At 44.7% G+C, this 23,739-nt stretch carries 18 protein-coding genes; 13 read left to right on the top strand and 5 right to left on the bottom strand.

Going from position 1 to position 23,739, the window contains the following annotated elements; all coding sequences use genetic code 11:
• The first annotated feature begins 267 nt into the window (after nt 1–267).
• Nucleotides 268–1,434 carry an alanine--glyoxylate aminotransferase family protein gene (locus ACES2G_RS12860; RefSeq protein WP_374000401.1) on the top strand — a complete coding sequence of 389 codons (1,167 nt, stop codon included), beginning with the start codon at nt 268–270 and terminating at the stop codon, nt 1,432–1,434.
• A 70-nt stretch (nt 1,435–1,504) separates the two neighbouring features.
• Here the strand turns inward: ACES2G_RS12860 and ACES2G_RS12855 are convergent, their stop codons facing one another.
• Nucleotides 1,505–6,298, bottom strand: coding sequence for a hypothetical protein (locus ACES2G_RS12855; RefSeq protein WP_374000400.1), 4,794 nt, complete (start codon nt 6,296–6,298; stop codon nt 1,505–1,507).
• Between the two features lie 145 nt (nt 6,299–6,443).
• On the opposite strand from ACES2G_RS12855, the gene ACES2G_RS12850 reads away from it, so the two are divergent.
• On the top strand, nt 6,444–7,250 hold the full coding sequence (locus tag ACES2G_RS12850) for a hypothetical protein (protein WP_374000399.1): 807 nt from the start codon (nt 6,444–6,446) through the stop codon (nt 7,248–7,250).
• Between the two features lies 1 nt (nt 7,251).
• Here the strand turns inward: ACES2G_RS12850 and ACES2G_RS12845 are convergent, their stop codons facing one another.
• Entirely contained in the window at nt 7,252–7,824 is a 573-nt protein-coding gene (locus ACES2G_RS12845; RefSeq protein ID WP_374000397.1) for a pyridoxamine 5'-phosphate oxidase family protein, read from the bottom strand.
• Nucleotides 7,825–7,982: 158 nt separating this feature from the next.
• On the opposite strand from ACES2G_RS12845, the gene ACES2G_RS12840 reads away from it, so the two are divergent.
• Together ACES2G_RS12840 and ACES2G_RS12835 are read left to right on the top strand one after the other, a co-directional pair.
• Nucleotides 7,983–8,864 (top strand): ATP-binding cassette domain-containing protein, encoded by an 882-nt coding sequence (locus ACES2G_RS12840; RefSeq protein WP_347357920.1) that lies wholly within the window; start codon nt 7,983–7,985, stop codon nt 8,862–8,864.
• Nucleotides 8,864–10,174, top strand: coding sequence for a hypothetical protein (locus ACES2G_RS12835; RefSeq protein ID WP_347357919.1), 1,311 nt, complete (start codon nt 8,864–8,866; stop codon nt 10,172–10,174). The genes ACES2G_RS12840 and ACES2G_RS12835 overlap by 1 nt, the downstream gene beginning before the upstream one ends.
• A 125-nt stretch (nt 10,175–10,299) precedes the next feature.
• On the opposite strand, the gene ACES2G_RS12830 is transcribed toward ACES2G_RS12835, so the two are convergent.
• Both ACES2G_RS12830 and ACES2G_RS12825 read right to left on the bottom strand, forming a co-directional pair.
• The gene (locus tag ACES2G_RS12830; protein ID WP_347357918.1) at nt 10,300–10,446 is read right to left on the bottom strand and encodes a hypothetical protein; all 147 of its coding nucleotides are present in this window, start codon (nt 10,444–10,446) and stop codon (nt 10,300–10,302) included.
• A 19-nt stretch (nt 10,447–10,465) separates the two neighbouring features.
• Nucleotides 10,466–10,732, bottom strand: coding sequence for a hypothetical protein (locus tag ACES2G_RS12825; RefSeq protein WP_347357917.1), 267 nt, complete (start codon nt 10,730–10,732; stop codon nt 10,466–10,468).
• An 848-nt stretch (nt 10,733–11,580) separates the two neighbouring features.
• On the opposite strand from ACES2G_RS12825, the gene ACES2G_RS12820 reads away from it, so the two are divergent.
• Both ACES2G_RS12820 and ACES2G_RS12815 read left to right on the top strand, forming a co-directional pair.
• On the top strand, nt 11,581–11,757 hold the full coding sequence (locus tag ACES2G_RS12820; RefSeq protein WP_374000395.1) for a hypothetical protein: 177 nt from the start codon (nt 11,581–11,583) through the stop codon (nt 11,755–11,757).
• Between the two features lie 190 nt (nt 11,758–11,947).
• Entirely contained in the window at nt 11,948–12,295 is a 348-nt protein-coding gene (locus tag ACES2G_RS12815; protein ID WP_374000394.1) for a P-II family nitrogen regulator, read from the top strand.
• Nucleotides 12,296–12,374: 79 nt separating this feature from the next.
• Here ACES2G_RS12815 and ACES2G_RS12810 read toward each other — a convergent pair whose 3' ends face one another.
• On the bottom strand, nt 12,375–13,919 hold the full coding sequence (locus ACES2G_RS12810) for a L,D-transpeptidase family protein (protein WP_374000393.1): 1,545 nt from the start codon (nt 13,917–13,919) through the stop codon (nt 12,375–12,377).
• A gap of 854 nt (nt 13,920–14,773) precedes the next feature.
• On the opposite strand from ACES2G_RS12810, the gene ACES2G_RS12805 reads away from it, so the two are divergent.
• The 7 genes from ACES2G_RS12805 to ACES2G_RS12775 all read left to right on the top strand — a co-directional run bounded on the left by ACES2G_RS12805 (nt 14,774) and on the right by ACES2G_RS12775 (nt 23,609).
• On the top strand, nt 14,774–15,931 hold the full coding sequence (locus tag ACES2G_RS12805; RefSeq protein WP_374000392.1) for a TolC family protein: 1,158 nt from the start codon (nt 14,774–14,776) through the stop codon (nt 15,929–15,931).
• Nucleotides 15,928–16,518, top strand: a complete 591-nt coding sequence (locus ACES2G_RS12800) for a hypothetical protein (RefSeq protein ID WP_374000391.1) — start codon at nt 15,928–15,930, stop codon at nt 16,516–16,518. Before ACES2G_RS12805 ends, ACES2G_RS12800 begins: the two co-directional genes overlap by 4 nt.
• An 11-nt stretch (nt 16,519–16,529) precedes the next feature.
• On the top strand, nt 16,530–19,670 hold the full coding sequence (locus ACES2G_RS12795; protein WP_374000390.1) for an efflux RND transporter permease subunit: 3,141 nt from the start codon (nt 16,530–16,532) through the stop codon (nt 19,668–19,670).
• Between the two features lie 9 nt (nt 19,671–19,679).
• Nucleotides 19,680–21,872 (top strand): heavy metal translocating P-type ATPase, encoded by a 2,193-nt coding sequence (locus ACES2G_RS12790; RefSeq protein WP_374000389.1) that lies wholly within the window; start codon nt 19,680–19,682, stop codon nt 21,870–21,872.
• Nucleotides 21,873–21,908: 36 nt separating this feature from the next.
• The gene (locus ACES2G_RS12785) at nt 21,909–22,184 is read left to right on the top strand and encodes a hypothetical protein (protein WP_374000388.1); all 276 of its coding nucleotides are present in this window, start codon (nt 21,909–21,911) and stop codon (nt 22,182–22,184) included.
• Between the two features lie 79 nt (nt 22,185–22,263).
• Nucleotides 22,264–23,124: an alkaline phosphatase family protein gene (locus tag ACES2G_RS12780; protein ID WP_374000386.1), complete on the top strand. Its 861-nt coding sequence runs from the start codon at nt 22,264–22,266 to the stop codon at nt 23,122–23,124.
• 104 nt (nt 23,125–23,228) lie between these two features.
• Entirely contained in the window at nt 23,229–23,609 is a 381-nt protein-coding gene (locus tag ACES2G_RS12775; RefSeq protein WP_374000385.1) for a hypothetical protein, read from the top strand.
• Nucleotides 23,610–23,739 lie beyond the last annotated feature (130 nt).

The raw sequence follows: 23,739 nt of genomic DNA, 5'->3' as shown, positions 1-23,739 counted from the left end.
TTCCGGGTTTGAGGTTGAACATGATTTATTGTTTATTGGGGCCGAAAGCAAATTAAGAACCAGAAAATCATTCTGATTCGTCCCAACTTTGTAAAAAAGGAAAAACCGGCGCAAGCCCAGCGGCCATGCCTTCGTCGCCAAGGGGGCGTGTAAATTCGACCCCAATATCTGAAAAAAAGGCGATTTTTAGCCGAAATTCGCCGAAGTCATGGGGGGAGCGCCTTCCTAAGCCTAGTGTTTTATTATATTTCCGGTTAGATTGGCGGCATGAAAATCCAAGCACCAAATGTTCAAGAATTAAGCAGCATCCTTCCGTCTGAGGCAACCTTACTTATGGGCGCAGGCCCGGTTCCGATTCCTAAAGAGGTCGCGGACGCGAACAGACTCGTTATTTCTCACCTGGGCGAGCCCATGAATACTATCGTGGCAGGTCTGCAGAAGATGTCCCAGTATCTTTTCCAAACATCGACAACAAAAATCTTCGGGGTTTCTGGTCCATCTTCGGCATGTATGGAAATGGCTGTGACCTCCATGTTGTATCCGGGGCGCAAGGTTCTGGTGTTGAATCTTGGAACTTTCTCAAACCGTTTTGCTGAGCTTTCCAGAGGGGTCGGGGCGGATGTTGTGGAACTTTTCCCGCAGCCAAACTCTCCCTTCAGAGCTGCCGATGTGAAGGTGGCGCTGGAAAAAGAGCATTTTGATGTCCTCACAGTTGTTCAAGGTGAAACCTCCTGCGGAATTAAAAACGTTGAGCTTGAGCAGATCGTGAAGCTCGCAAAATCCATGGGTGTGCGCACAATTGTTGATACCGTCTGCACTCTTTCCACCATGCCGTTCTTCATGGACGACTGGGGAATTGATATTGCTGTGACAGGGGGACAAAAAGGTCTTTCTTCTGTGGCTGGTGTTTCGTTGATTGCCTTTTCCGAAGAGGCCTATGAGTTCGTAGAACGCCGTGAAGCAAGAATGCCGCACTGGTGTTTGGATCCTCGCCGTGCCTTTAAATTCTGGTGCAAGAATGAATACCACTACACAGCACCGGTGAATGGCATCAATGCGCTTTATGAGGCCTTGCGTTTGATCTGTGAAGAGACTCTTGAAAAACGTCAGGAACGTCACGCCAGCTCTTCCAAACTTCTTCAGAGAAGTCTTGAGAAAATGGGCCTGACTCTTTATGCCCCAGAAGAATTCCGCTTGAATTCAGTGATTGCGATTAACAATCCCGAAACCGTGAATTCCAAAGAACTGATTGCTCACTTGAAAAAACAATTCAACGTGGAAATCTCTGGTGCCTTCGGTCTGAATGTCGTGCGTATCGGACAGATGGGGGAACAGTGCCGCCCACAGAATGTGAAGCGCGTGCTGGAAGCTCTTGGTAAATCCTATGTTCACTTCGGAGTGCCACTGGATTTGAGTGTGCTGGAAACGCTGTAAGTTCTTTGAATTCAAAAAATAAAAAAGCCCAAGTGAGAAATCCTTGGGCTTTTTTATTTAAGAACTTCTATTAGGGAGTAAAGTTCTCAGGATCCAGGAATTCAGCCACACCGGATATGCCGTTTTGTTTTATCGGGAAAACCAGACGGTCGGGCTCTCCAGCAGCTCCGGTCTTGAAGATGATCTTGTTTCCGTAACATGTGGATCCATGGGGCAGCGGCAGTTCCACCTCGCTGAATGGGGATGTCGACTTTTTTCTGTAAAGTACGGAGGGGCCGTTGTCAGGGGCCGAGCAATAGTAGAAGTACGAGCCTTTATAAAAAATCGAAAGAGCATTTTCATCGAGATCAAAAAGTTTAGTGGCCAGACCACCGCCGACCTTGTGAGCGGTTTTAAGTTTATTGGCTACGTAAATCCAGTAGTTGGTGCCTGCGACATTGGAATGGAAGGCAGGACTGTAAGCTCCGGTATTAAAACCAAAGAAGTAAGTATTCAGCGTACAGCCCGATGCAGCCCCATTCGGGCACGTGGCGCCGGTGGTTGCAGAACCATTCCCCGCAATGTGCTTTGAATTTCCCGTACTGAGAGAAAACTCTCGAAGTGCAGAACGGTAAGTATCGGTTCCATTCCAGGACACGAATCCAACCAGCAAGCCGGTGCCAGTCACTGCGATAGGGGTCGGAGGATAGCCGGTCATGCCATTAATATCAGTGTAGTGCAGCGCTAAAGTGGCTTCCCAGGACCAGCCTCCTGCCATCGGGGACAACACACTTTCCCAGATATTGGAAGCTCGGTTGAGTCGGCACAAGTTATAGAGATCGCACGTCCAGTAAACATTTCCGTTTGTGGGATCCGTTGCAAAACGCCCCGGTGTCGACCAGTACATCCCAATAGGGCTGACATGGGCCGCGACTCCAAGAGGTGTTGCTGAGCCTGGAGCATCCGATCCGTTCCCCGCGATGGTTTTGATTCCCGGAGTGCCTTTGAAGTCGATTTCCCGGAATCGGCCGCCCTGGGCATCCAACACAATGACCTTGTCCGCTGTGCCGTGGTCCAAGGAGATAACATCGTTGAGTCGGGATTCCATGGCATCGCCACCATCACCAGAACTCAGGTTGTATCCATAGAGTGTATAGATTCTTCCATCCGAACCAAGAATGCGGATCCGACCATCATCCATAAAATAGATTTGCCCAGTTTGTGAGACAAACATGTCATTGGCGATCACCGGGCAGGACAGGGCCGGGGTTCCATCTCCGCAACTGCTGCGAGCGCCGGTGCCGATAATTTGTGTCCATCCCGCGCCGTTGAACTTTGAAATATGGAAGCTCCAAGGGTTGTTGCGATTTAACGCGTAGATCTGACCATTCATTCCCTGAATCATATAGCCAGGTGTGCAGGACTCATAGGGCACAGGGGGATGACCGCCGCCCAGAGACTGCAAAGTCGCTGGGTTGACGTTGGCGTAAAGGAAATTGCTGCAACTGGGGTTCGGATGATTCACGCGAACCAGAGCCTTTGAAACGATATTTGAGAACGGGTCAAAGACAAAATTCATATTGGCAAATTGCCAAGCTCCGATATCTGTCCCGGCGTCACCATAATCTCCGATGCCGCCGATGCGAAGAGTGTCCACGTAAGGTTCGATGGCGCTGCCACGATAGACCCGGACGCGCGCACCATTGGCTCGCGTTTCAAAAGTTTTTTCGGTTTGGAAGTAAATGTCTCCGTTAGGTAAAACCAGGAATGTCAGATAGGGACTTCCCAAGCCTGCCATACGATAAGTAGTACTGAGCTGAATCTTCACATCGTGAGGATCCGCCACGAAATCGGCGGCATTGGTTCCGATACGTCCGTCATCAAAAGCTCCGACAATGGATTCAATGGTCATGGGTGTTGTTCTGGTGTCAATGCGACGGATACGGTCTGGCTCGAACAGCAAGATGCGATCCTGGAAGTCGATGGCGATTTTTAAAATACCTTGAGTGGTGGCATCACTTAAAAGCCCCCCGTCGCCGGTGGTCGTATCGGTTTTACGCAGCACCAGCTTTTGCACTCCGTTGCCGGGCTCCACCATCAAAAGTCCCCGTGCGATATCACGGAAGAAAAGCACCCCGCTGCGAGAAACCACAAAGGACCCACTGTCTGGGAAAAGCCCCCGGAAGGCGGCATTTTTGGCAGAACCGTGGGTTCCCGGATCGGTATTTCCGGCAATCGCGCGGAAGTTGGGATTGCTGATGTAGACGGTGTTTTTGATGACGGTCTGGTCGATACCATCGGCCAGACGAACTTGAATTTTATAAGGCGTATTGACGGGCACCGGGGAATTCCAAGTGTACTGGCAAACATCCTCGGCGCCGCTGGGGGCGCAGCTCAACCCCGCGCTAGGGGAAAGATCCTTGGCGATGAGAGTGTAAAGTGTTCCATCAATCGTGTACCACAGGCTGACATTGGCGATACCAGTAAATACCCGCTGTTTCCATTTCAAATATAACGTTGTACCTGGAGTTGTGACCAGTTCCCACGGCGAGGGTTGATATGTTGGGTTCGGAGTTTTTGCCACCAGCAGATCTGTCAATGTGGGTTGTGGAATCGGAGTGTAGCTGACAGAGATTCGATCAGTTCCGTTGTTCACAGGCCCGGTATTGACGGAGACATTTCCGGCCTGGTCGCGCACCCACAGATGCACGGTGTAGGTGCCCGTGATCCAATCGACAAGATGGTCATAGTTGGTCAATTTCACATTGACGTCAATCGGGACATCAATTCCCGGAGCATTCAAGGCCACCCAGCAAGGATCGGACAAGGCGGGTGCGGCAGAAGAGTTTTTTAAGCAGAACTGGGTCACCGGAGTTTGATTGTCGGAGGCTTCAAAACTGACGCGTACAAACGGATTGTAAGTTGTCACGGGTCCTGACGAATCCAGAATTGTAAACGAGGCAGCTGTGATCACCGGAGGGGTGATATCATAGAGCAAGATCGCCGACTGGCTGTCGCTGCCTGTCTGATTGGTCATATCTGTCAGACTGATTCTAAAGATCGTGGGTCCTGCCGTTGCTGGCAGGAATTGATTGTGCTTATAAATCTTTCCGTTCACCGCGCCGGTTCTGCCGACAGGCGTGGTGGTCAGGGGGCTCCATGTGGAACCGCCGGTTTGGCTGTACTGAATAACAAAGTTAGCCCCAGCGGGTACATTTCCTTCTGTCAAAGACCAGCGGAATTCGTAATAGCTATTTGTGCCTAAGAACGGCGGGATCGGATCTAGATGAATTTCCGGTGGCAGGGTGTCGTAGTCGACAAGAACCGTGGCAAAAGAAGGTTGGATATTGCCAGCTGCATCTCGCACAAAGACTCGCAGATTGCGTGTGCCTTGGGCTCCTGAAAGGCTGAGGTCGTAGTGGGTGGCTCCCGCCGTGGAAGTGCAAGTTGTCCATTCAGATTCATTCCCGGTAGGAAGGGTGGAGCTTTCTTTGATCAGAATGTCTTTAATATCCACACAGCTGGAGACCGTCATATTCACTTGCGCGATCATGGTGGGACTTGCGGAGATTCGTGTGACCGTGGGAAGAGGTGGCGGAATATTGTCTTTGTTCAGATTTAAACTTGCCGTGCTTGAGTTTCCGGCGGCATCTGTGGCTTCAACTTGAATTGTCTTGAGACCATCAATGCCATTTAAAGAAGGAAGCAGATCAAGTGTTCCCAAAGAACATGTCTCTGCAAGAGTGGCGATGACGTCGCCGGACACTTCGATGTTTGCGCCCACTTCGCAGGACAGCTGCAGGTTAAACTTATTCTGATAATCGGTCCCAGCAGGAGGCGCAAGGATGCTCAACGCCGGAGGCGTGATATCATAGACATAGTTTTCTTTAAGACTTGTGAAGCACTCGGTATTTCCCAGGTCATCAGTAACCCGAACAGTGAAGTGGTGCTCTTTTTCTACACTCAACGGATTATCCAGTCCGATCGAGAAGGCTCCACCACTGTCAGAAGTGGACGTTCCCAGGACAGGGCCTGTGCAGATTTCTGAATCATAGAGGGCAATCTGCGAGTCACGCTCGGTGGTTCCAGCGAGAAGAGGAGTACTTATATTGGAAGGGCTGTTCGGAGTCAGCGCCAGAATTGCCGTGGGCTCAACGACGGTGTCCAAGAGATAGGTATAAGCCGGAGAACACCTTGTGTTTCCAAGCACGTCTGTAGCCAAGACCGAATAGCTGACGGTGCCATCGATCAATAATGGATTTGTTGCAGGAAGGCGCAAAGCGAAAGCCCCGTCGGCAGCAGCTTGAGAGGAATCCAGAACAGGACCCGAACATCCTGATCCTGCATAAAGTTCTAAATTAGCTAAAGCTTCGCTGTTTCCAGTAAAAGAAGGCCGTCTTTCATTGCCGCGGATGTCGGGAAGGACGGTTTGATTTGCAAAAGTCTGAACGGTGCGTTTGATCACCACCTCACCCAGCTTGCTTGAAGCTTTCGTGTCAGTGCCGTATTCACCGTAAATACACAGGGTGTGCGTGCCCTCGGGTAAAGCGGCTAGATCCACCCGGAAATCAATGGATTGAGGAGAGTGTATGCCTAACACATTTTCCGGGGATGGGGGCTTTTCGCAAAGAGGATCGCCGGGGGAAATGTAGATTTTAATTGTGGCATTGGGTTTGGTGACGCCTTCAAGTCTTAAAGCCGTGTCATTGGTAAGAAGTTGTAAATCTCCGGCATTGTAGTTTTTAGGAACACCATGATCGTAAAGAGTGATCGTTCTTGGAAGAAGGTCCTTCTGATTGAAGAATGAGGTATTGATGCTGCAAGCAGAGGCAAGCAACATCACAGTTATGACAGCCGTTAAAAGAACGTACATGCGGCTAAACATAAGTAGCTTATCGGCTTTTACGAGAATTTCTTTACATTTCAGTTTCGAAATGAAACGGGGAGGACAGATCTGTGCGTCATGGAGGCCGCTACCAACAATATATGGCTGTTGACTGCTGAAAGAGCCTAAAGAGATAGTGTCTTTCATGATGAATACTAAGCAGGTCCTGATGAGAGAGTTCGTTCTTTGTTTGGCGCTTCTATTTACATCTTTCGCCTTTGCCTCGGAGGTTCCTGAGAACGTTCAAGGGACCTGGGTGGCCCAAAACTATCTGCCAGCCGATGGCGGGTATGGAGAGTATTATCAGAGCTGGCTTTTCATCGGGTCGGAAGCTGTTGATGAGATTCTGACTCTGGGAGCTCATTACACTAAAATTAAGTATAACATTCTTGAGACCGGCGAAGGTCATCTGTCCGTTCGGGACTCGTCTGAAGCAGATGCGCCTGCAATTACTTTAAATTATTCCCTCAAGGAACAACAGCTTGAAGTCTGCAGACAAAATCATTGCAGTGCCTATAGCCGCTCTGGTGACAATCCTCAGACCGAAGAACCTGTCGCCCATCATCCTGCCGTCGAGGTGTCGGCCCTGTGGTGTGTGAACGAGGACTGTCAGGAAGAGGTTTATCTTCCGATTGTTGGCGAGCAGATTATCAACATGAATACAGACCTGCGCGCCAAGGGGGGATACTTCGCGGCCCCGGAAGGACTTCAAGAAAAACACGCGATCGTTCTTTCGTTGGCTTCAGTGGCTTATCGCTTTGAAAATAGAATGTCGGAGTTGTCGTCTTTTAGTGCGCTTTTCCACTTTACGGCTGCAAGCAAAATGACCGGGGAAAACTTGTTTCAGCAGTCCTCGGTCCTGCGTCTTAAAGAGGGGCAGCTGACGCATCTGAGTGGTCAGGTGGGTGGCGATCAGGTTTCCGTCACCGTATCCATTCGTCGATTGAAATAGGTCAGTGCTTCAAATCGAAGGAGCTATGGCTTTCTTTGCTGGTGGGTTGTCCAAGGGCGGTTCTCACCAATTGAATCATTTTGTAAATGGGGGAGGTATGACTTTCCCAGTATTCCACTGTATGAACATGGACCTTCAGAAGCTGAATTGCCGGGTCCTGAGGTCCTTCAGGGAACCAAGCCTCGTGGGGTTTTTGCCATAGTTCCCGAGTCAGATCCCGATCTTCAGTGAGCTCGATGGTGCCGTTGATGGAGACACATTTGTGTTTGTTAGAGTAAGACAGGTTGACGTCGCCGTGCTTTCGCAAATCTTGAAGTTTAGCAGAATTTTTCGAGATCAAAAACCACAGACTTCCATCAAATTCCAAGTCTTGAGTCAGTAGCGGAAAGCTACACAACTTATTTGTGTCGTTGAGGAAGGTCAGCATGGCGACGGGAATGCCTTTGATTAGATGATCGACCTTTTCCATTTCAGCAGTAAAATCGACATAAGGTTCTTTTTCTTCCACCGCAGCCTCCCTGATATCCATAAGGTTCGCGCCACTCTGGAAGGCTTGCAAGTTGTGCTTTGGCATGGACTTCCGGTCGTTAGGGCCTCCGTATTGAAGTGTAAGTATTTGAAATAGCCATTGTTTAAAATCCGGAGACCACAGCAGCTCTGGCAAGAGGGTAGTCCAAAGGCCAGTAAATATATTTGTGTATATATTTATTCAAATCCGCCGATACTATAAGAATGAACCACAGAGAAAACTATCCAGAAGTTCCTACTTTTGATATCCAAAACCTCAAGCTTTGGTATTTTTCCAAAGAGATAAAAGCACTGGATGGAATCAACTTAAAAATTTTCGATTCACAAATTAATGTCATCCTTGGGCAAAATGGTTCTGGCAAATCATCGCTGTTGAAATGTTTGGCTGGCGTTCAGAAATGGAATGAAGGTGATATTTTCCGCCATGGCCGATCTAGGAAAACTGACTTGGAGAATTTTAACTCCGATCAAATTTTTATTTCAGAAGATATCACATTGCCACAATTTCCTTTAAATGAGTTGGTAGAGATTTACTCGTCGATTTGGATCAAGTTTGATACCGCAGTCTTTCAGAGAATCATTTCAATAGGCGATATTTCGATGAATAAAAGAAGTTCGCAGCTTTCTAGGGGGCAAAAAATTCTAGTCCAATTTGCATTAGGCCTTGCAACAGGATGCAAAATTATCTTGATAGATGAAGTGACCGCGGCACTGGATCCATATGTACGCGGAAGTGTTGCGGAAGAATTATTGGTGTATCAGAAGCAACATTCAGCCACGGTGATTCTTGCTACCAATATTGCAACAGAATTTCATACAGACGTTCAATTGATACTTCTGAAGCGTGGTGAGATCTACCTCCAAGGGGCATCGTCGGAACTGGCTAAAGAATTTGTTAGATTCAAAGTTCCGAGAGATAGGCCTGCGAATAATAAAAATTGGGTTCCGTTACAGACGTCATCTCGTGGTGAACAGTGGATAATATCTCAAAAACAAGATTTTACCATTTCAGATGGTTTTGAGGTGGATGCTCGCCCTGTTTCAATTGAGGAAATTTTTGTCTATCTTTCCTTTCGAGGTAAGTAATGAAGATCTATCTAAAAAAGAGAATTCAGACATTTGCCAAATATATGGGAGCGGTGGGCTTGCTGCTAGCTGCCATCGGAATGGTATTACCCTTTAGAGAGCTTCCGATTCTTCTAATTTTTGTTGGAATGGCGCCAATTCTCTTTCCAAAGAGCCGCTGGTATTTATTGCTTCCCTTCTCAAGGAAGTACTTACTGTTTCTTCATTTAGTGGAGTCCTTTTTTTTCACACTCATTTCACTGGCCATCGTTTGTCTTTTGTATCTATTGATTGTCATTGGGCGACCTGAAATGGGGTCAAACCTTTCTTTGGAACTTCTGATAGTCTTTACAGGTTCCTTTGGGCTTTTGCGATGTATGATTCCAGTGAATACCGATCAAAATCACATTTCTCAGCAGGATAGTGAAAAAACTCGATTGAAATGGTTGGCTATCAAGCGTCTGACAATTTTACTTGGAATTTATATCCCTTTGTTTTTCATCTGGCGGCGTATTGGGGGTGTTGAACCAATATTCTGGTTTGTCGGCTTAATTTTTTTGATATCAATGGCACCAACCTCGGCGCTGTCGCTTTTGGTAATGCCCTGGGATACGCATAGGAAGTGGCGTTTTGTTTGTATCTGCCTTGGGTCAGTCCTGAGTATACTGCTTGTTCTGGGAAGCCTCGCTGAGATTTTTGCTGGGAATCCTCGTGGTAGACCAGTACGGTGGTCTGCATATCTGCTCGGAAGACTTCCTATACCCCTAAGTCAGGAGAGAATGCTTAGTCTAGCTATGATACCAAATGGAGTCGAAGTGCCGTCGCTATTGAAAATTAATGAAACTACGAAGGTCGAAGTGACGGAGGCGCAATGGAAAGAGAGAACGGAAAAGTGTCTCTCAAATGCCTGTTTGGATATTAGTGATAGCCTTATACCTGCGTCATTGACAGAGGATCAGAAGACTGACCGTTTTATTGTGATTATGAGGCAATGTAATCCTGGGATCAAAGATGGTGGGTACCTTCGCTGTAGAGGAGTAAGGCTTTCCGATGAGCGTTTGGAGCTGTGGCTCCAGAACTTGGTGCAATCAAAAGCTATTGATAGTTGGCTTCAAAGCGCAGATCCATTACTTCAATTCATTGCCATTCGTACTTTGGAATCTTTCACTTTAGATCAAGGCCAAACCAACCGGATCAAAGAATTGCAGCAATCGGCCGATAACAGCGTTCGATCGGCCGCACATTTTCACTTTGCTTTCTATGCTAAGGAATCTTGTGACCAAGCTAAAGATAGATGTCAGAAGCCTAAGAGATTGAGTGAGCTGTTTTGAGGCACTTGATGGACGGGGTAGCAGGGCTCGGTCGGCTGTCGTGGTCATCGGCCCTGAATCGAATGCTCCTTAGGTCGCATCCGACACGGGTGTGTTGGGAGAGAAATTTTAATGGATTAGTTGTTTTATTTGTTAGAAGAAAAGTTGGCCAAAAGAATATAAACAGTAATCAGCGTGATCATGACGGGCAGAATAAAGGTCAGTCCAAGAACCATCATGGTTTTTTTGCGCACTTGAGATTCGTCGTTTTGATTGTTTTCTTGGATCGACATGTCTCTTCCTTTGGCTGGATTACTTGTTTTTGTATCCCAGGATATCCACGTAAGTGATGCCCTTCGAAACGGAGGAAGACGGTGTGGCTCTTTGGCCTTTGATCAGAATCTTGCCGGATTTGAATAGCTCTTTGTACTGAGTGCGAGAGATCTCGCGCAGGTTCAGGTCTTCGTTTTGGTTTTTGATTGCTGTCAGTAACACGCCATCAAGACGTTTTGCGGACTTGAACAGCTCCAGAACAATGCGGAAGGATTTTGGGGGTTGTGGAGGGATAAAGTCTTGCATATGTGTTTCCTGATCTGAAAAGGGTCGCCGCGAAAAATCCCATAGGACTTGGGACGGGGCAACGTCTTTTAGCGATTCTGTGTATTGTTTTTATTTTTTAGAAGAAAGATGGATGTCCAACGAGCCCGACTCGCAAGAAATCAGATATTCATGATATTATTGAGTTTTTTGAATTATCGCAAGATCGAATTTACGAAATATCAGCCCCTTTATGCCGGGACGGTCTATCAATTACAGAAATTGCCGAACAGACGGGCTTAAAGAGAACCGCCATTTGGCAGGCCCTGAAGACGCACCAGGACCAGTTACATCCCAAACCGTCAGTTCCATATAAGCGTTGGCGCAAAGGTCATAAGCGCACCGGAGCGAGGCCGCCGTATGGATTTTGCTTTCTCCAAGGTGAAGTTGTTCGAGACCCCAAGGAGTATCCAACACTTCTTTTGATTCACAATCTATGGACGCGAGGCGGTAAAATTATGTCCATTTTGGCGGCCTTGAGTGACAAAAGTCTTAAATCTCGCACGGGTAGAGAGTGGAGCTATGGAGTCATCAAAGCCATAGTTAAGAGAATTGATTCAGGCGCAATTGTTCTTCGAGCAGGCAAATTAGTTCTTTCAGAGGCATTTCTTGAGGGGATGTCTTCGCAATCGAATACTTCAACCAAAAAGAAAAAGAGGTAATTATGAACTTCACAAATCTTGTCCTTTGGAGCGCGAGTATCATTACGGCCTTATCTGGTGCCTATAACATCGATTCCATTCAGCGAGGAGTTTTGAAAGCGCAGGCCAAACTCGTCTATGAGTCACGGACAGAAACATGGGGTTCGCCGAAATTCTTAGAAAATGAAGGTGGACAGAGAATCCACGGTAAAAAAAGAATACAAAGATGAAATGTATGGTCCAACCTTTGTGTTGGAAGTTCAGAAATTAAATTTTGAGTTTATTAACATTGATCAGAAATCTTCAATGCGCCGTCAAATTGAACTTCATAGTGTTGTTCAGGGGACTCCTTCGTCGCGCTTTTAAAACGATATTGTGTGATTACAGAATCCTCTGAGATAGAGAATTGAGTTCAAATGGAAAAGAAACTCTAAAAAAATAGAGCCCAGGTTGTTGATTGTCAAAGAGGGCGCGCGAGTTCTGCAAGTTTGTTGCTCTGGTTGTGCTCATGTAGAGCTCTGCAATACAATTCGAACAATACTGAAGGGAGAAATTTATGAAAGAGATTAAGGCGATTGTTAAAGAGAACATGTTGTCAGATGTGATCTGGGCACTGCACCAAGTTGAAGGTCTGACAGGCGTCACAATGACAGAGGTTTTTGGATACGGCAGAAGCAAAGCAAAAAATAGCGAAGATAAGGTTACTTTTGCATCGGTTGAAGCAGTTCCAAGAATAAAACTAGAGATAGTATGCTCGGACAATTTAGTTAATACCGTTGTTTCGACTATTCAAAAAAATGCCCACACTGGTCTCCGAGGAGATGGAAAAATTTTTGTCTCGGAAATTAGCGATTCAATTCGGATTGGCACAAATGAACGCGGAGAAAATACAATACAAATTTAGAGAAAGCTCCCCTTTAGAAAATATGTCGGTGCAAGAGAGTTTATCCCGACAAATTATGCAACCTAGCCCAGCCCATGCATTAAAATGCCGCAGCAATTTTGCTGAGTATAAGACTGTTTTGACTGTAATCGTCGTGGGTAAAATACACGGTACCGTTTCCTGAGGTCTGCGACGTTAAGAATATCATATAAATCGGCATCGGATTTTTTAGCATAATTTTAGTGGGTTTTCCTGGTGGATCTAGAGGCTTGGCTACGGTATTTTGTATGGAAGACAAATTCCATTCAGTTCCTTTTAAAAGATATTCTGCGAGTTCTATGGGGCGTTCAACTCGAATGCAGCCTGAACTTAATAGTCTGTTTGGTTCGACAAAAAGTTCCCTTTGATTTGTATCATGTAGATAGATGAACTCAGGGTTTGAGAGCTCGAATTTTGTTACCCCCAAAGTGTTCATGTAATGGGGCTTCTGTCTAATATAAAAGGTTCTGTCTGAGTCAGGAGTAATGCTTTTCCAGTCTATACTTTCTGGCGGTATAGTCTCGGTAAGGTCGAGGTTCCACACTTCGAAATATTTTGATTCAAAATACGCTTTTATTTGGTCTTTTCGCAGCTTTTTTATTTCTTCGACTTTGTCTTCAATAAATATTGTGGGAGGGACTATCCAAGCAGGATTTAAAACTACTTGATAAAGATGATCATGCATTGAAGGGGTTCGGCGTTCGCTACGCCCATTGATCGTCCGGAAGCTCATCATGTAGTTATTCGGACTGTCGTATAATGCAAGATAGTTCAGAGCTAGATTGAGAAAAATGAATCGATCTTCAAGGCGTTGTGGTAGCCAGCGGACTTTTTCCAAATCTGCCTGAAGTTGTCGAAGCCTATCGGTGCAGGAGATTGCAAAGTACTTCCATAAAGTGTCCTTGGGTTTAATCGTTCCATCTGGTGGTTCTCGCAAAGTCCACTTTATATTGTTGATGGCCGTGACAAAGTCACTGTCGATGATGTTGTTATCGGATGAAATGTTATATTTGAGAACTTTAAGCCGCATTTTAATGGCAGACACAGAACTATCTCGACTTCCAAGTTTCAATATTTTGTTGCTCGGTTTGATCGGTTTAAATGAACCAGTTTTGCACGAGTTATAAAGTGTCTTTACTCCTGATTGAACTGATTTATAGAGGATATTTTGCGGAGCCATTTGTTCAATTAGAAGCTCGGGGCGCTGATTTGTGGATGCAACTAATGATTCGAAGATGCCGACAGAAACGAACTGCTTCTTCTTAAACTTTATATCTGGTGTGAGCTCTTCTGGATTGACACTTCCATTGGCAACATTGTTTATCGCCTGAAAAAGTTTTTCCTTCGCTAGTTCACGTAAGGTCGGACTATTCGAGTTACTTTTGTAAATCTCTTCCATTGAGGGAGTCCAATAGTAGGTCGGCTTGAGTCCGTGATTCCACAATTGAAGTAGTGCATTCCTGATATCCTTAGTAGAATATACGTCAATAATATCTATATAGGAATTTTGTGCTGGAGTTGAAGAGGCTGCTGATGTTTTGGCGGTTCCGATGCGAGAAAGAAAAGTAAACAGGATCGAAAAAAGTATTAAACGTAAAATGATCATTGTAGGCTCCCTTGTTTGAGGTGGCTCGAACATAATCCAGAATTTTGCTAAAGTAGGGATTGTTAAGATGATCTTATGTTCTATGAATTAGTGATTTGAATAAGAAAAAGAAAGGCTGGTATTTTACAATTTCTTTTAATGGGTCTTTGTTCGCCATTCCGCTATTTAGTTTGCCAACAGATGAATTGTTGGGACAAGTGGGACGCTTTTTATACTGGCCTGCGGCTGAGAAGCCTTTATGAGTCAGATGAATGCAAGTTATATGCATTCATTGCTTAAATCGAGCTAGTCTAGTCGACAATTTTACGAAAAGGGTGTTAAATTACTAAAAAAGCACTTGATAGTGTTTTTGATGAGATTTAAGGTCGGTTTTGTGAAACGAAAGTATGGGAGATTCTTTTTAGGAGCTTTGGTGTTTTGCCTTCTAGCTGTGCTAGTTGGAAGTTCTGTATTTTTTCATGCTGAGGACTTAAGAAACAGTGATCAGGTCAGTGTCTCAATCAGTCAGATCCATAATGATAGAGCGCCATGCAATTCTCAGGATGGCAGCGATCCTTGCGCAAATGGATTTTGTCATTTGGGTCACTGTGCAAAGCTGGTATTTCCAGCGACTGTACTTTTCTCGTATGAGATAAAAGTGCACGATCCAATAGACTCAGAGATTCAAACAGCTCTTGAGCGCGTTCTCGAGGGGCCATTTCAGCCTCCTCGAACTATCTAAATAGGTTTCTTTACTTAATAAAATCCAAATTAAAATTTAAGGTGTGTTTATGTCTATATGTTCGAGACTGGCCATCGTGCTTGTTTTGATTCCTGCGGCAGCATGGAGCAAATCGGGTGACGTATGTAGCCCTATGGTAAATTACAAACAAATTATTGCGTGCGCGGAAAGTAGATCTCCAGACGTAGTAAGAGCTGAACTTTCAGTGAAGGAAAAAAACGCGCTGACCGATGCTGCGGCACAATTTCAAAACCCTGAGCTTTCAGTAGTTTCATTGACGGGTGAGGTTGATTCAGAGAAGCGAAATGAGACTGATGTCTCGCTAGCTTTTCCTATTGAATTGGGTGGTAAAAGATCTGCCCGTAAAGCAATTGCAGGCGCTGAAGCTTCCAAATCAGAGCTCGAGCTATTTCGAGCTAAAGCAGAAATTAGAAAAGCAGTCTTTCTTAAATTAGTTCGTTTGCGACAAATCGAAGGTGAGCTAGACCTCGTCGATGAGTCTCTTCAGACCTTCACAAAGCTAGTGAAGCAGTATGAATCTCGTCCAACTCTTTCACCGGAACAAGAAGTAACTTTGACAGTTTTTAAGATTGCAAAAGGTGAGTACAACTTTAAGCGAATGGAGTTTGACGAAGAGCTTTCATCTTTAGAGGCTTTTTTCAAGGTTACTATTGGACTTGAATTGGAAAACGTTAAAAAAGCTCTTCCTCCTCGGATTGAAAAATGGCCGACTGCCAGAGCTACCAATCCCGATATAAAGAGTTCTCCGTTGGTGTCATTATATGAGGCAGACATTCAGGTTGCGAAGGGTGAATTGAGTAAGGCCCAAAGTGAATCTTGGCCAACAATGAATTTAGGCCCCTCTGCGAAATTTTCACGTGAGAGCGGCCGAGACTTTCAGCAATGGGGCGTGAACCTTAGTTTGCCGTTACCTTTGCTTAACGTAAATGGCGCAGGACGAGCCGCTGCGAGCATATCAGTACAAGCGGCAGAGCAAAGACGCGACTTGGCTCTGCAGAAATTGGAATCTGAACGTGAGTCTTTAAAGAAATCATATAGAAAATCAGTGGTTGCTTTAGAGGAAACGCCGAATGGGCATACGCTTGAGACTAAGCACAAAAAAGTAGAAGGATTATTTTTAAGAGGACTGGTTCCAAGCTCTCTTGTGATTGAAGCTCATCGATCCTTGGTGGATTTTGAAAAAACTCGTAATGAGCGTGAGATGAGAGCTGTTGAGTCTTATTTGGAAATTCAAGTGATCGATGGTGATACCGCGGGGTTAGATATATGAAAAGTTTTGCTCTAATTATCTTATTTTTAATAGGTGGTATTTTATCTCTAGCTAAAGAGACTAAGGAAAAGCATCAGCACCAAGAAGTTCATAAAGAGGTCGGAGATCATCATGATGAAAAGAGTGAAGAAAGTGATGATCATACGAATGAAGAAAAGGATCATGAGGAAATAGATGGTGATCACCATGATGAACATGGGCATGAAGATGGCGAGCATGAGGAAGAAAACTCAAGCATAGGACCCGATAAAGGGATCACGACATTTAGTGAAGCGGAAGGATTTAAGTTGTCTCCAGAAGCTATAAAGAATTTTGAGCTACAGACAATAAAATTAAAAAATGTTGAGCCTTGGAGTATTCCTGATTCGGCCGTTCTTTATTCAGGGGAAGAGATTAACATTTATCGAATGCGCAATGGATTCTATAAAAGGATTGATTTTTCAATCGTATCGAAGAGCGACAAGGAGATGAAGATCAGAACTCCTGAGCTAAAACCAGGTGATGAAGTAGTTACACAAGGTGTCGCATTTCTTAGAACAGCTGAAATTGTTGCAACTGGCGGAGCTCCTGAGGGGCATAGCCATTAAGGTTTAAAGTTATGATTAATAAAATAATTCATTTTTCAGTTTACAATCGCACGCTAGTTTTACTATTTACAGGAATACTGGCGTTTGCAGGTTTCTATTCATTTCAGCATCTTCCCATTGATGCCGTTCCTGATATTACTAACAACCAGGTGCAGATTAACACAACTATTGAAGGGTTAGCGCCCGAGGAAATTGAGAGGGCTATTACTTTTCCGGTCGAGTCTTCTATGAGAGGAATTGCCGGAGTTCTTGAGGTTCGATCAATCACAAGATTTGGTTTGTCTCAAGTAACTGTAGTTTTTAAAGACACAGTCGATGTCTATCGTGCACGTCAAATGGTTACGGAAAGATTGCAAGGTGTTTTGCCAGAACTTCCCAAAGGCGCTGAAGCGCGACTTGGCCCTATTTCGACGGGGCTCGGAGAAATATTCCAGTATACGTTGGATTTTAAAAAGCCTGCAAAAAATCCGGAAGAACGCCTAAAGCAATTGATGGAAATTAAGGCACTTCAAGACTGGTTTGTTAAGCCCAGGCTCTTGACTGTTGAAGGTGTCGCAGAAATTAATACGACCGGCGGGTACGAGAAACAATTTCATGTACAACCGAATATCAAAAAGATGGCTTCTTATGGAATTCACTTTGAAGACATCGTGGAGTCTCTTGAGAAAGTAAATAAAAATGTGGGCGGTGGTTACATTGCTCAAACCGCTGAACAATTCTTAGTTCAAGGAGTTGGTCTATTTAAGTCGGCCAAGGACATTGAGAAAGTGCCAGTTAAGCAACTGGATTCTTTCCGCATGATTCGCATCGGAGACATTGCCGAGGTTAAACTTGGAAAAGAACTACGAACAGGGGCTGCGACTCACAATGGTCGCGAGACTGTTTTAGGCACAGTTATGATGCTTCTTGGAGAGAACAGCAGAACTGTTGCTACGAGGGTTAAGGATAAGGTCGATGAGATCAGAAAAACCCTTCCCTCCGACATTGATATGGTGACCGTTTACAATAGATCGGATTTAGTAAACGCTACTCTGGGAACGGTTGAACACAATTTGATGATGGGTGCTACTCTTGTAATTGTGGTGTTGTTTTTGTTGATTGGAAATATCCGTGCAGCTGTTATTACGGCAGTTACGATCCCATTATCACTGTTGGCAACATTTCTTATAATGAAGCCTCTAGGGATATCTGGAAATTTGATGAGTCTTGGCGCATTGGATTTCGGGATTATCGTTGATGGAACCGTCATTCTTATTGATAACTGTGTTCGTTATGTTCATGAAAGAAGTAAGGAGTATGGACGGAAGCTGACTAGAGATGAAGTACAGGCTGCTGTCTATGAGGCTGCCGTTGAAGTTCGTGTTGCAGCTGGATTTGGTGAGTTGATTGTCGTTGTTGTATTCCTTCCTATTTTTGCTTTAACGGGTGTCGAAGGTAAAATGTTTGGGCCTATGGCCGCGACATTCGCAATTGCAGTAGCTTCCGCGTTAGTGTTGTCTTTTACGACTGCTCCAGCGTTAGCATCGCTGATTCTCAAAGGAAACTCCGAAGACAAAGAACCTAAGTTCATGGAATGGATTCGCAAAGCTTATCAGCCATTGTTCGAGTTATCATTCAAACATCGGGTGGCAACCCTGACGACAGCAGTAATGGCTGTGATTGTTGGTGGCGTATTGTTTGCAACTCGAGGGGCAGAATTCCTTCCCCAACTTAGTGAAGGCTCCTTTGCATTCCATATGATTCGTCCGGTTAATTTGAGTCTTGATCAGTCGATTGCCTTTCAGCAGAAAGCCGATCAGATTATTAAAGAATTTCCGGAAGTTGATAATGTTTTCTCTCGTATCGGAACTAGTGAAGTGGCAACTGATCCGATGGGAGTTAACATTTCAGATACCTATATTATGCTGAAAGAGAAGTCTGACTGGCCGAAATCCAATAATGGCAAACGCCACACATATGAGACATTGGTAAATGCTTTAGTCGCACGACTTGAAAAGGAGCTTCCAGGTCAAAACTATCTGGCGTCACAGCCTATTCAGATGCGTTTCAACGAATTGCTTGAAGGCACAAGAGCGGATGTTTCCGTGAAAATCTTCGGCCCTGATTTACAGACCAATATGAATTTAGCAAAAGAAGTTCAGGGAATTGTCTCGAAGGTACCTGGAGCTGGTGACGTTGAAGTTGATCTAGCAGGGACAAGTCCTGTTCTTAGAATAGAACCGAAGGAAGAGGCAATAAAGCGATATGGCGCCAATACATCTGACGTTCTAAATACTGTGTCCATCGCATTGGGCGGGCAGGAGAGTGGATTTCTTTATGAAAATGAAAGAAAGTATCCAATCGTCGTTCGCTTGAGCGACGATGAGCGTTCTAATCTAAATACTATAAGAAACTTGCCTGTAGGGTTGGGAACAAATACGACGACTCCTCTTTCGAATTTAGCGACATCTAAATTTTCTGAAACATTTGGGTCTATCAATCGAGAAGATTCAAATCGTCGATCTGCTGTTCTTATTAATTTACGCGGTCGAGATACAGAAAGTTTCGTCAATGAAGCAAAGCAAGTCGTTGAACAGAAAGTCAAATTACCTCAAGGGTATTATCTGCAATGGGGCGGTAACTTTAAGAATCTTCAAGAGGCTAGAAGTAGATTGTTAGTTCTGACACCAATTGCACTTATCTTGGTATTGTTAATGATCTACGCTGCTTTTAGGAGTGTCGGTCAGACAATGTTAATTTTCTCATGTATTCCTTTTGCGCTTGTTGGGGGAGTAGTGGGGTTAATTGCTAATGGACTGCCTTTCAGTATTTCTGCTGGAGTTGGATTTATCGCTTTATCTGGGATTGCTGTGCTAAATGGGGTGGTATTAGTAAATTATTTTAACCAGCTTAAGAATCAAGGCAAGACTGGAAAAGATCTAGTCATGACAGGTACGCTAATCCGATTGAGACCTGTTTTAATGACTGCATTAGTTGCAATCTTTGGTTTCTTACCAATGATGCTCTCAACGGGAATTGGCGCTGAAGTTCAACGACCTCTTGCTTCTGTCGTGATCGGGGGAATTGTCTCCTCGACAATCTTAACTTTAATTGTTTTGCCGACACTCTATTCCATCTTTGAGAAAAAGTTTATTGGCCGAGTGGCTCACTAGGAGATTTATATGGGTAAGGCCTGTTGTAGTACTGATGATTTGAAGACTGATTTAACTTCGGGGAAATCAGACTTAGCTTTGCCGACCGAGGCAGTCGAATCTACATTTAAAGTAAGTGGAATGGATTGTGCTGATGAAATTGCAGCTATTCAAAGTTCATTGAAGATAGAGCAAGTTTTTAGGGTCGAGGCCAAGCTGATGTCTTCCACGGTTCAGGTTTGGTACTCACCGGACCTTGATGAAAATGAGATTCGCAGACTTATTAATAAATCAGGTGTTAAGGTAGTAGATCCAAATAAAAGTAGTAAGGCGATTTCTCGGCAACGTGTTGCCTTAGTCGCAGCCTCTGGGATTTTAGTTTGTTCGGCAATAGTGATTGGTTTTCTGACGAAAGAGCAGAGTCTAGTGAGTATGGCTCTTTGTTCGATTTCCATCATTTGTGGTGGCTTTTTGGTTTTTCCAAAAGGCCTTCGGGCAATTCGGCATGGACATTTAGATATGAATGTCTTGATGACGGTGGCTGTGGCTGGTGCAGTTTACCTTGGGGACTACACGGAAGCTGCAATGGTTGTGTTCTTATTTGCATTTTCTGAGCTTTTAGAAGCCTTTAGTGTGGTGCGAGCTCGCAAAGCTATTCAAGACGTAATTAACGTAAGTCCCAAAGTAGCATTGCTGAAAACTGTAAATGGAGAGCTGATTAACGTTGCAGTCGATGCTGTTAAGGTGGGTGATACGGTTGTAGTGCGTGCTGGAGATCTTTTTCCAACTGATGGGAACGTTATCTCTGGAAAGACAGAGGTTAACCAAGCCCCCTTAACGGGAGAATCGACTCCTGTTAAAAAGAAGGAAGGTGACGGCGTTTACGCAGGAACTGTTAATCTTTCTGGCTCTGTGGAAGTTCAAGTAACGAAAATTTTAAGCGACTCTAAAGTTTCACAGATAATTAGAATGGTAGAAGAGGCGCAAAAATCGAAAGCTCCCTCCCAGAGATTCGTTGATCAGTTCGCCAAGATTTATACGCCTGCGGTTTTCGTTCTTGGTCTTTTGATTTGCTTTGTTCCTCCCCTATTCTTTGGCGGACGTTGGGAAGACTGGATATATAAGGCCTTAGTTCTTCTGGTGATAGCATGTCCGTGTGCGCTAGTGATTTCTACCCCTGTTTCTATTGTTTCGGGGCTCACAGCAATGGCTCGTAGAGGTGTCCTTGTAAAAGGTGGCATTTTTTTAGAAACCTTGGGCCGATTGAAAGCACTTGCCGTCGATAAGACTGGGACAATTACTGAGGGAGTTCCGCAGGTTCTAGTCATGAAAAAATGGAATGACCTTCCAGAAAGAGAAATTGTCAAAATTGCTGCATCGATTGAGAAGCTTTCAAATCATCCATTGGCTCAAGCGGTGGTCCGTTATGCGGAGAAAAGTGGAGTTTCAGTCGTAGGCGTGGAGCAAAGTCAGACTGAGCAGGGACGAGGCATCTTTGCTACTGTTGAGGGGCACGAGTATTTTCTTGGAAACCACCGTTTCACGCATGAGTTGGGAGTTTGTTCGTCTGATCTAGAAAAATATCTTCAGTCTCTCGAGGAGCAGGCAATGTCGGTGGTCGTTGTGGGGCATAAGCCTCACGACGACTGTGTCGGCGAAGTTCTCGGTGTATTTGGAATCGGCGATAAAATTCGAGAAGAGGCCAAGGCAGCTATTCAAGATATTCACAAGGCTGGTTGTGAAACGGTTGTTATGCTTAGCGGAGACAATAATAGAACGGTATCAGCTATTTCAAAACAAGTAGGCATTGATAAGGTATTTGGAGAGCTTTTGCCTGAAGGCAAAGTGACCAAAATTAAGGAATTGGTTTCAGAATACAAGTACGTGGGAATGGTCGGTGATGGAGTTAACGATGCGCCGGCTCTTGCGCAGGCTTCGATTGGTATCGCAATGGGAGCAATTGGAACGGACGCTGCGATAGAGACTGCTGATGTTGCTTTGATGAAGGACGATCTTAGACAGCTCTCAGTTGCTATTGTTCAGGGAAGACGTACATTGGGCATTATTAGATTTAACATTGGATTTGCGCTTGCGCTCAAAGCCTTGTTTTTGATTTTAGCGTTGTTGGGCTATTCGAGCATGTGGATGGCAATCGCGGCCGATACGGGGGCCACACTGATAGTAATTCTGAATGCGCTTAGACTTTTAAAAATTCAAAACTAGTTTAACAACGATCCGATGGGTCTAAAGGGAGATAAAATGAAAAAACAATTACTGTCACTTTGTGTACTAGTTGTATTTGGGGGAGTTGGCGCTGAATCTTTTGGTGAAGCGGCGAATTCTCGAAATGATGTTGTGGGTACGGTTTCTAAGCAGGACAAAAAAGTTACTGCGAAAAAGAAAGTTGCAATGTGCTCAGAGTGTGGGAAGTCTGAGTCTGAATGCACATGTGATCATGATAAGAAAGAACACAAGAATCATCAGCATGGCGAGCCTATCGAAAAAAAGAGTTCTGAGCACGATCACTCTCACTAATTCAGATCGTCGATTTTTCTTTGAGGTCGACTCTAAAAATGCCAATTTATTTTAGATCTGATTTGGAAACGAGGGAACTTTGATAAAAATATTCTTTATGTCGGTTGTTTTTCTTTTTACGGTGTTGGTTCGGTTTGAAGCCAATGCTGCCAATGTTGAACACGTTGTAATTGTAAGCATTGATGGTGGTAAGCCAACGACAATGAATAAAAGTAGAATGCCAAATTTAAGAAAATTAGTCGCCAGTGGAGCTTCCACCTTTAACGCGAAGACAATTTTCCCCAGTAAAACCTTGCCCTCCCATGTTTCAATGTTAACTGGAGTGCCTCCATCAATGCATAAGGTGACGTGGAACGACTGGATCCCATCTAAAGGGGAGGTGAAGGTTCCTACCATTTTTGGTTTAGCCAAGGCGCAAGGGTATTCGACGGCAATTTTTGCGGCAAAGGAGAAATTCAAGCATCTTGAGGTTAAGGGTACCTTAGATATGTTTTCAATTGATGGCCGCTTGGCTGTTGAGATCGCCGAAAATGCTTCACGGTACTTGGATTCGAATTTGCCTAACTTAATGTTTGTACACTTGCCAGATGCAGATGTAAGTGGTCACGCGGGTGGCTGGGATAGTCCAAGTCAGCTAAAGGCTTTAGAGCAAGTTGATATTGCGATAGGGATTCTGATGCAAGGTATTTCAAAGTCGCTCGCAGGAAAAAGTTATGCCTTGATATTGACAGGTGATCACGGTGGTACCGGACAAAATCATGGGAGTCCATCACCGATGGACTCCACAATACCATGGATTGCTTGGGGAACTACAGCTAAGGTTAACACCGTGTTGATTTCGCCTGTTAGTACGATGGACACTGCGGCGACTGCTCTTTGGTTGATGGGCGTTCCGGTCCCTTCGGATTTTACAGGAATTCCGGTGGTGGAGGCCTTTTAGATATTCCAGCGAAAGTACTAGAGTTCTATGGATGGTCATTGCAGCGATACAGGGGCGTTAAGGCTTTTAAAAATACGGGACTATTAGAAAATTGGAGAGATTGTATGAAAAATAGAGTTGGATTTTTGTTGGCTATTTCGACAATGCTGGCAGGTTGTGCCGGATCTGTCGTGAAATATGATTCTGAGTCTGCCAAAAGTGGAGTTATTAAGGTGGCCTTGGGCTCGAAAGAGAATGTGCATGTGAATGATAAGGTTTACCTCCTTGAACGCAAATGCCGCGAGTCCGCCAAGGCACCTATTTGCGGGTTTGATCCCATTGGAACACTTACCGTTAAAGAGGTTCAAGAAAACTATTCTGTAGTGGAGCCAGACAAAGATCTTATTTTTAAGGAAGGCTATTACTTTAAATTCGCAATGCATTGTGAAGATAATGCGGAAAAGTGCAGAGCTGAGGAAACTAAGTTCCAAAAAAGCGGCAGATAAAATTTCTGAAGGATCGGTTTTCTTATCTGAAGATTGATCCAAGTTCAGTTCTTTATGTGCGAGGAAAGACCTAGCATATTTCCATTCAGGATATTTGTCGCTGAATTAAGGCAGATTTTTTTGATTTGGA

The sequence above is a fragment of the Bdellovibrio bacteriovorus genome (assembly GCF_041888015.1).
In the GTDB taxonomy this organism is placed as follows: Bacteria; Bdellovibrionota; Bdellovibrionia; order Bdellovibrionales; family Bdellovibrionaceae; genus Bdellovibrio.
This window is presented reverse-complemented; position numbering and strand designations above follow the sequence as displayed.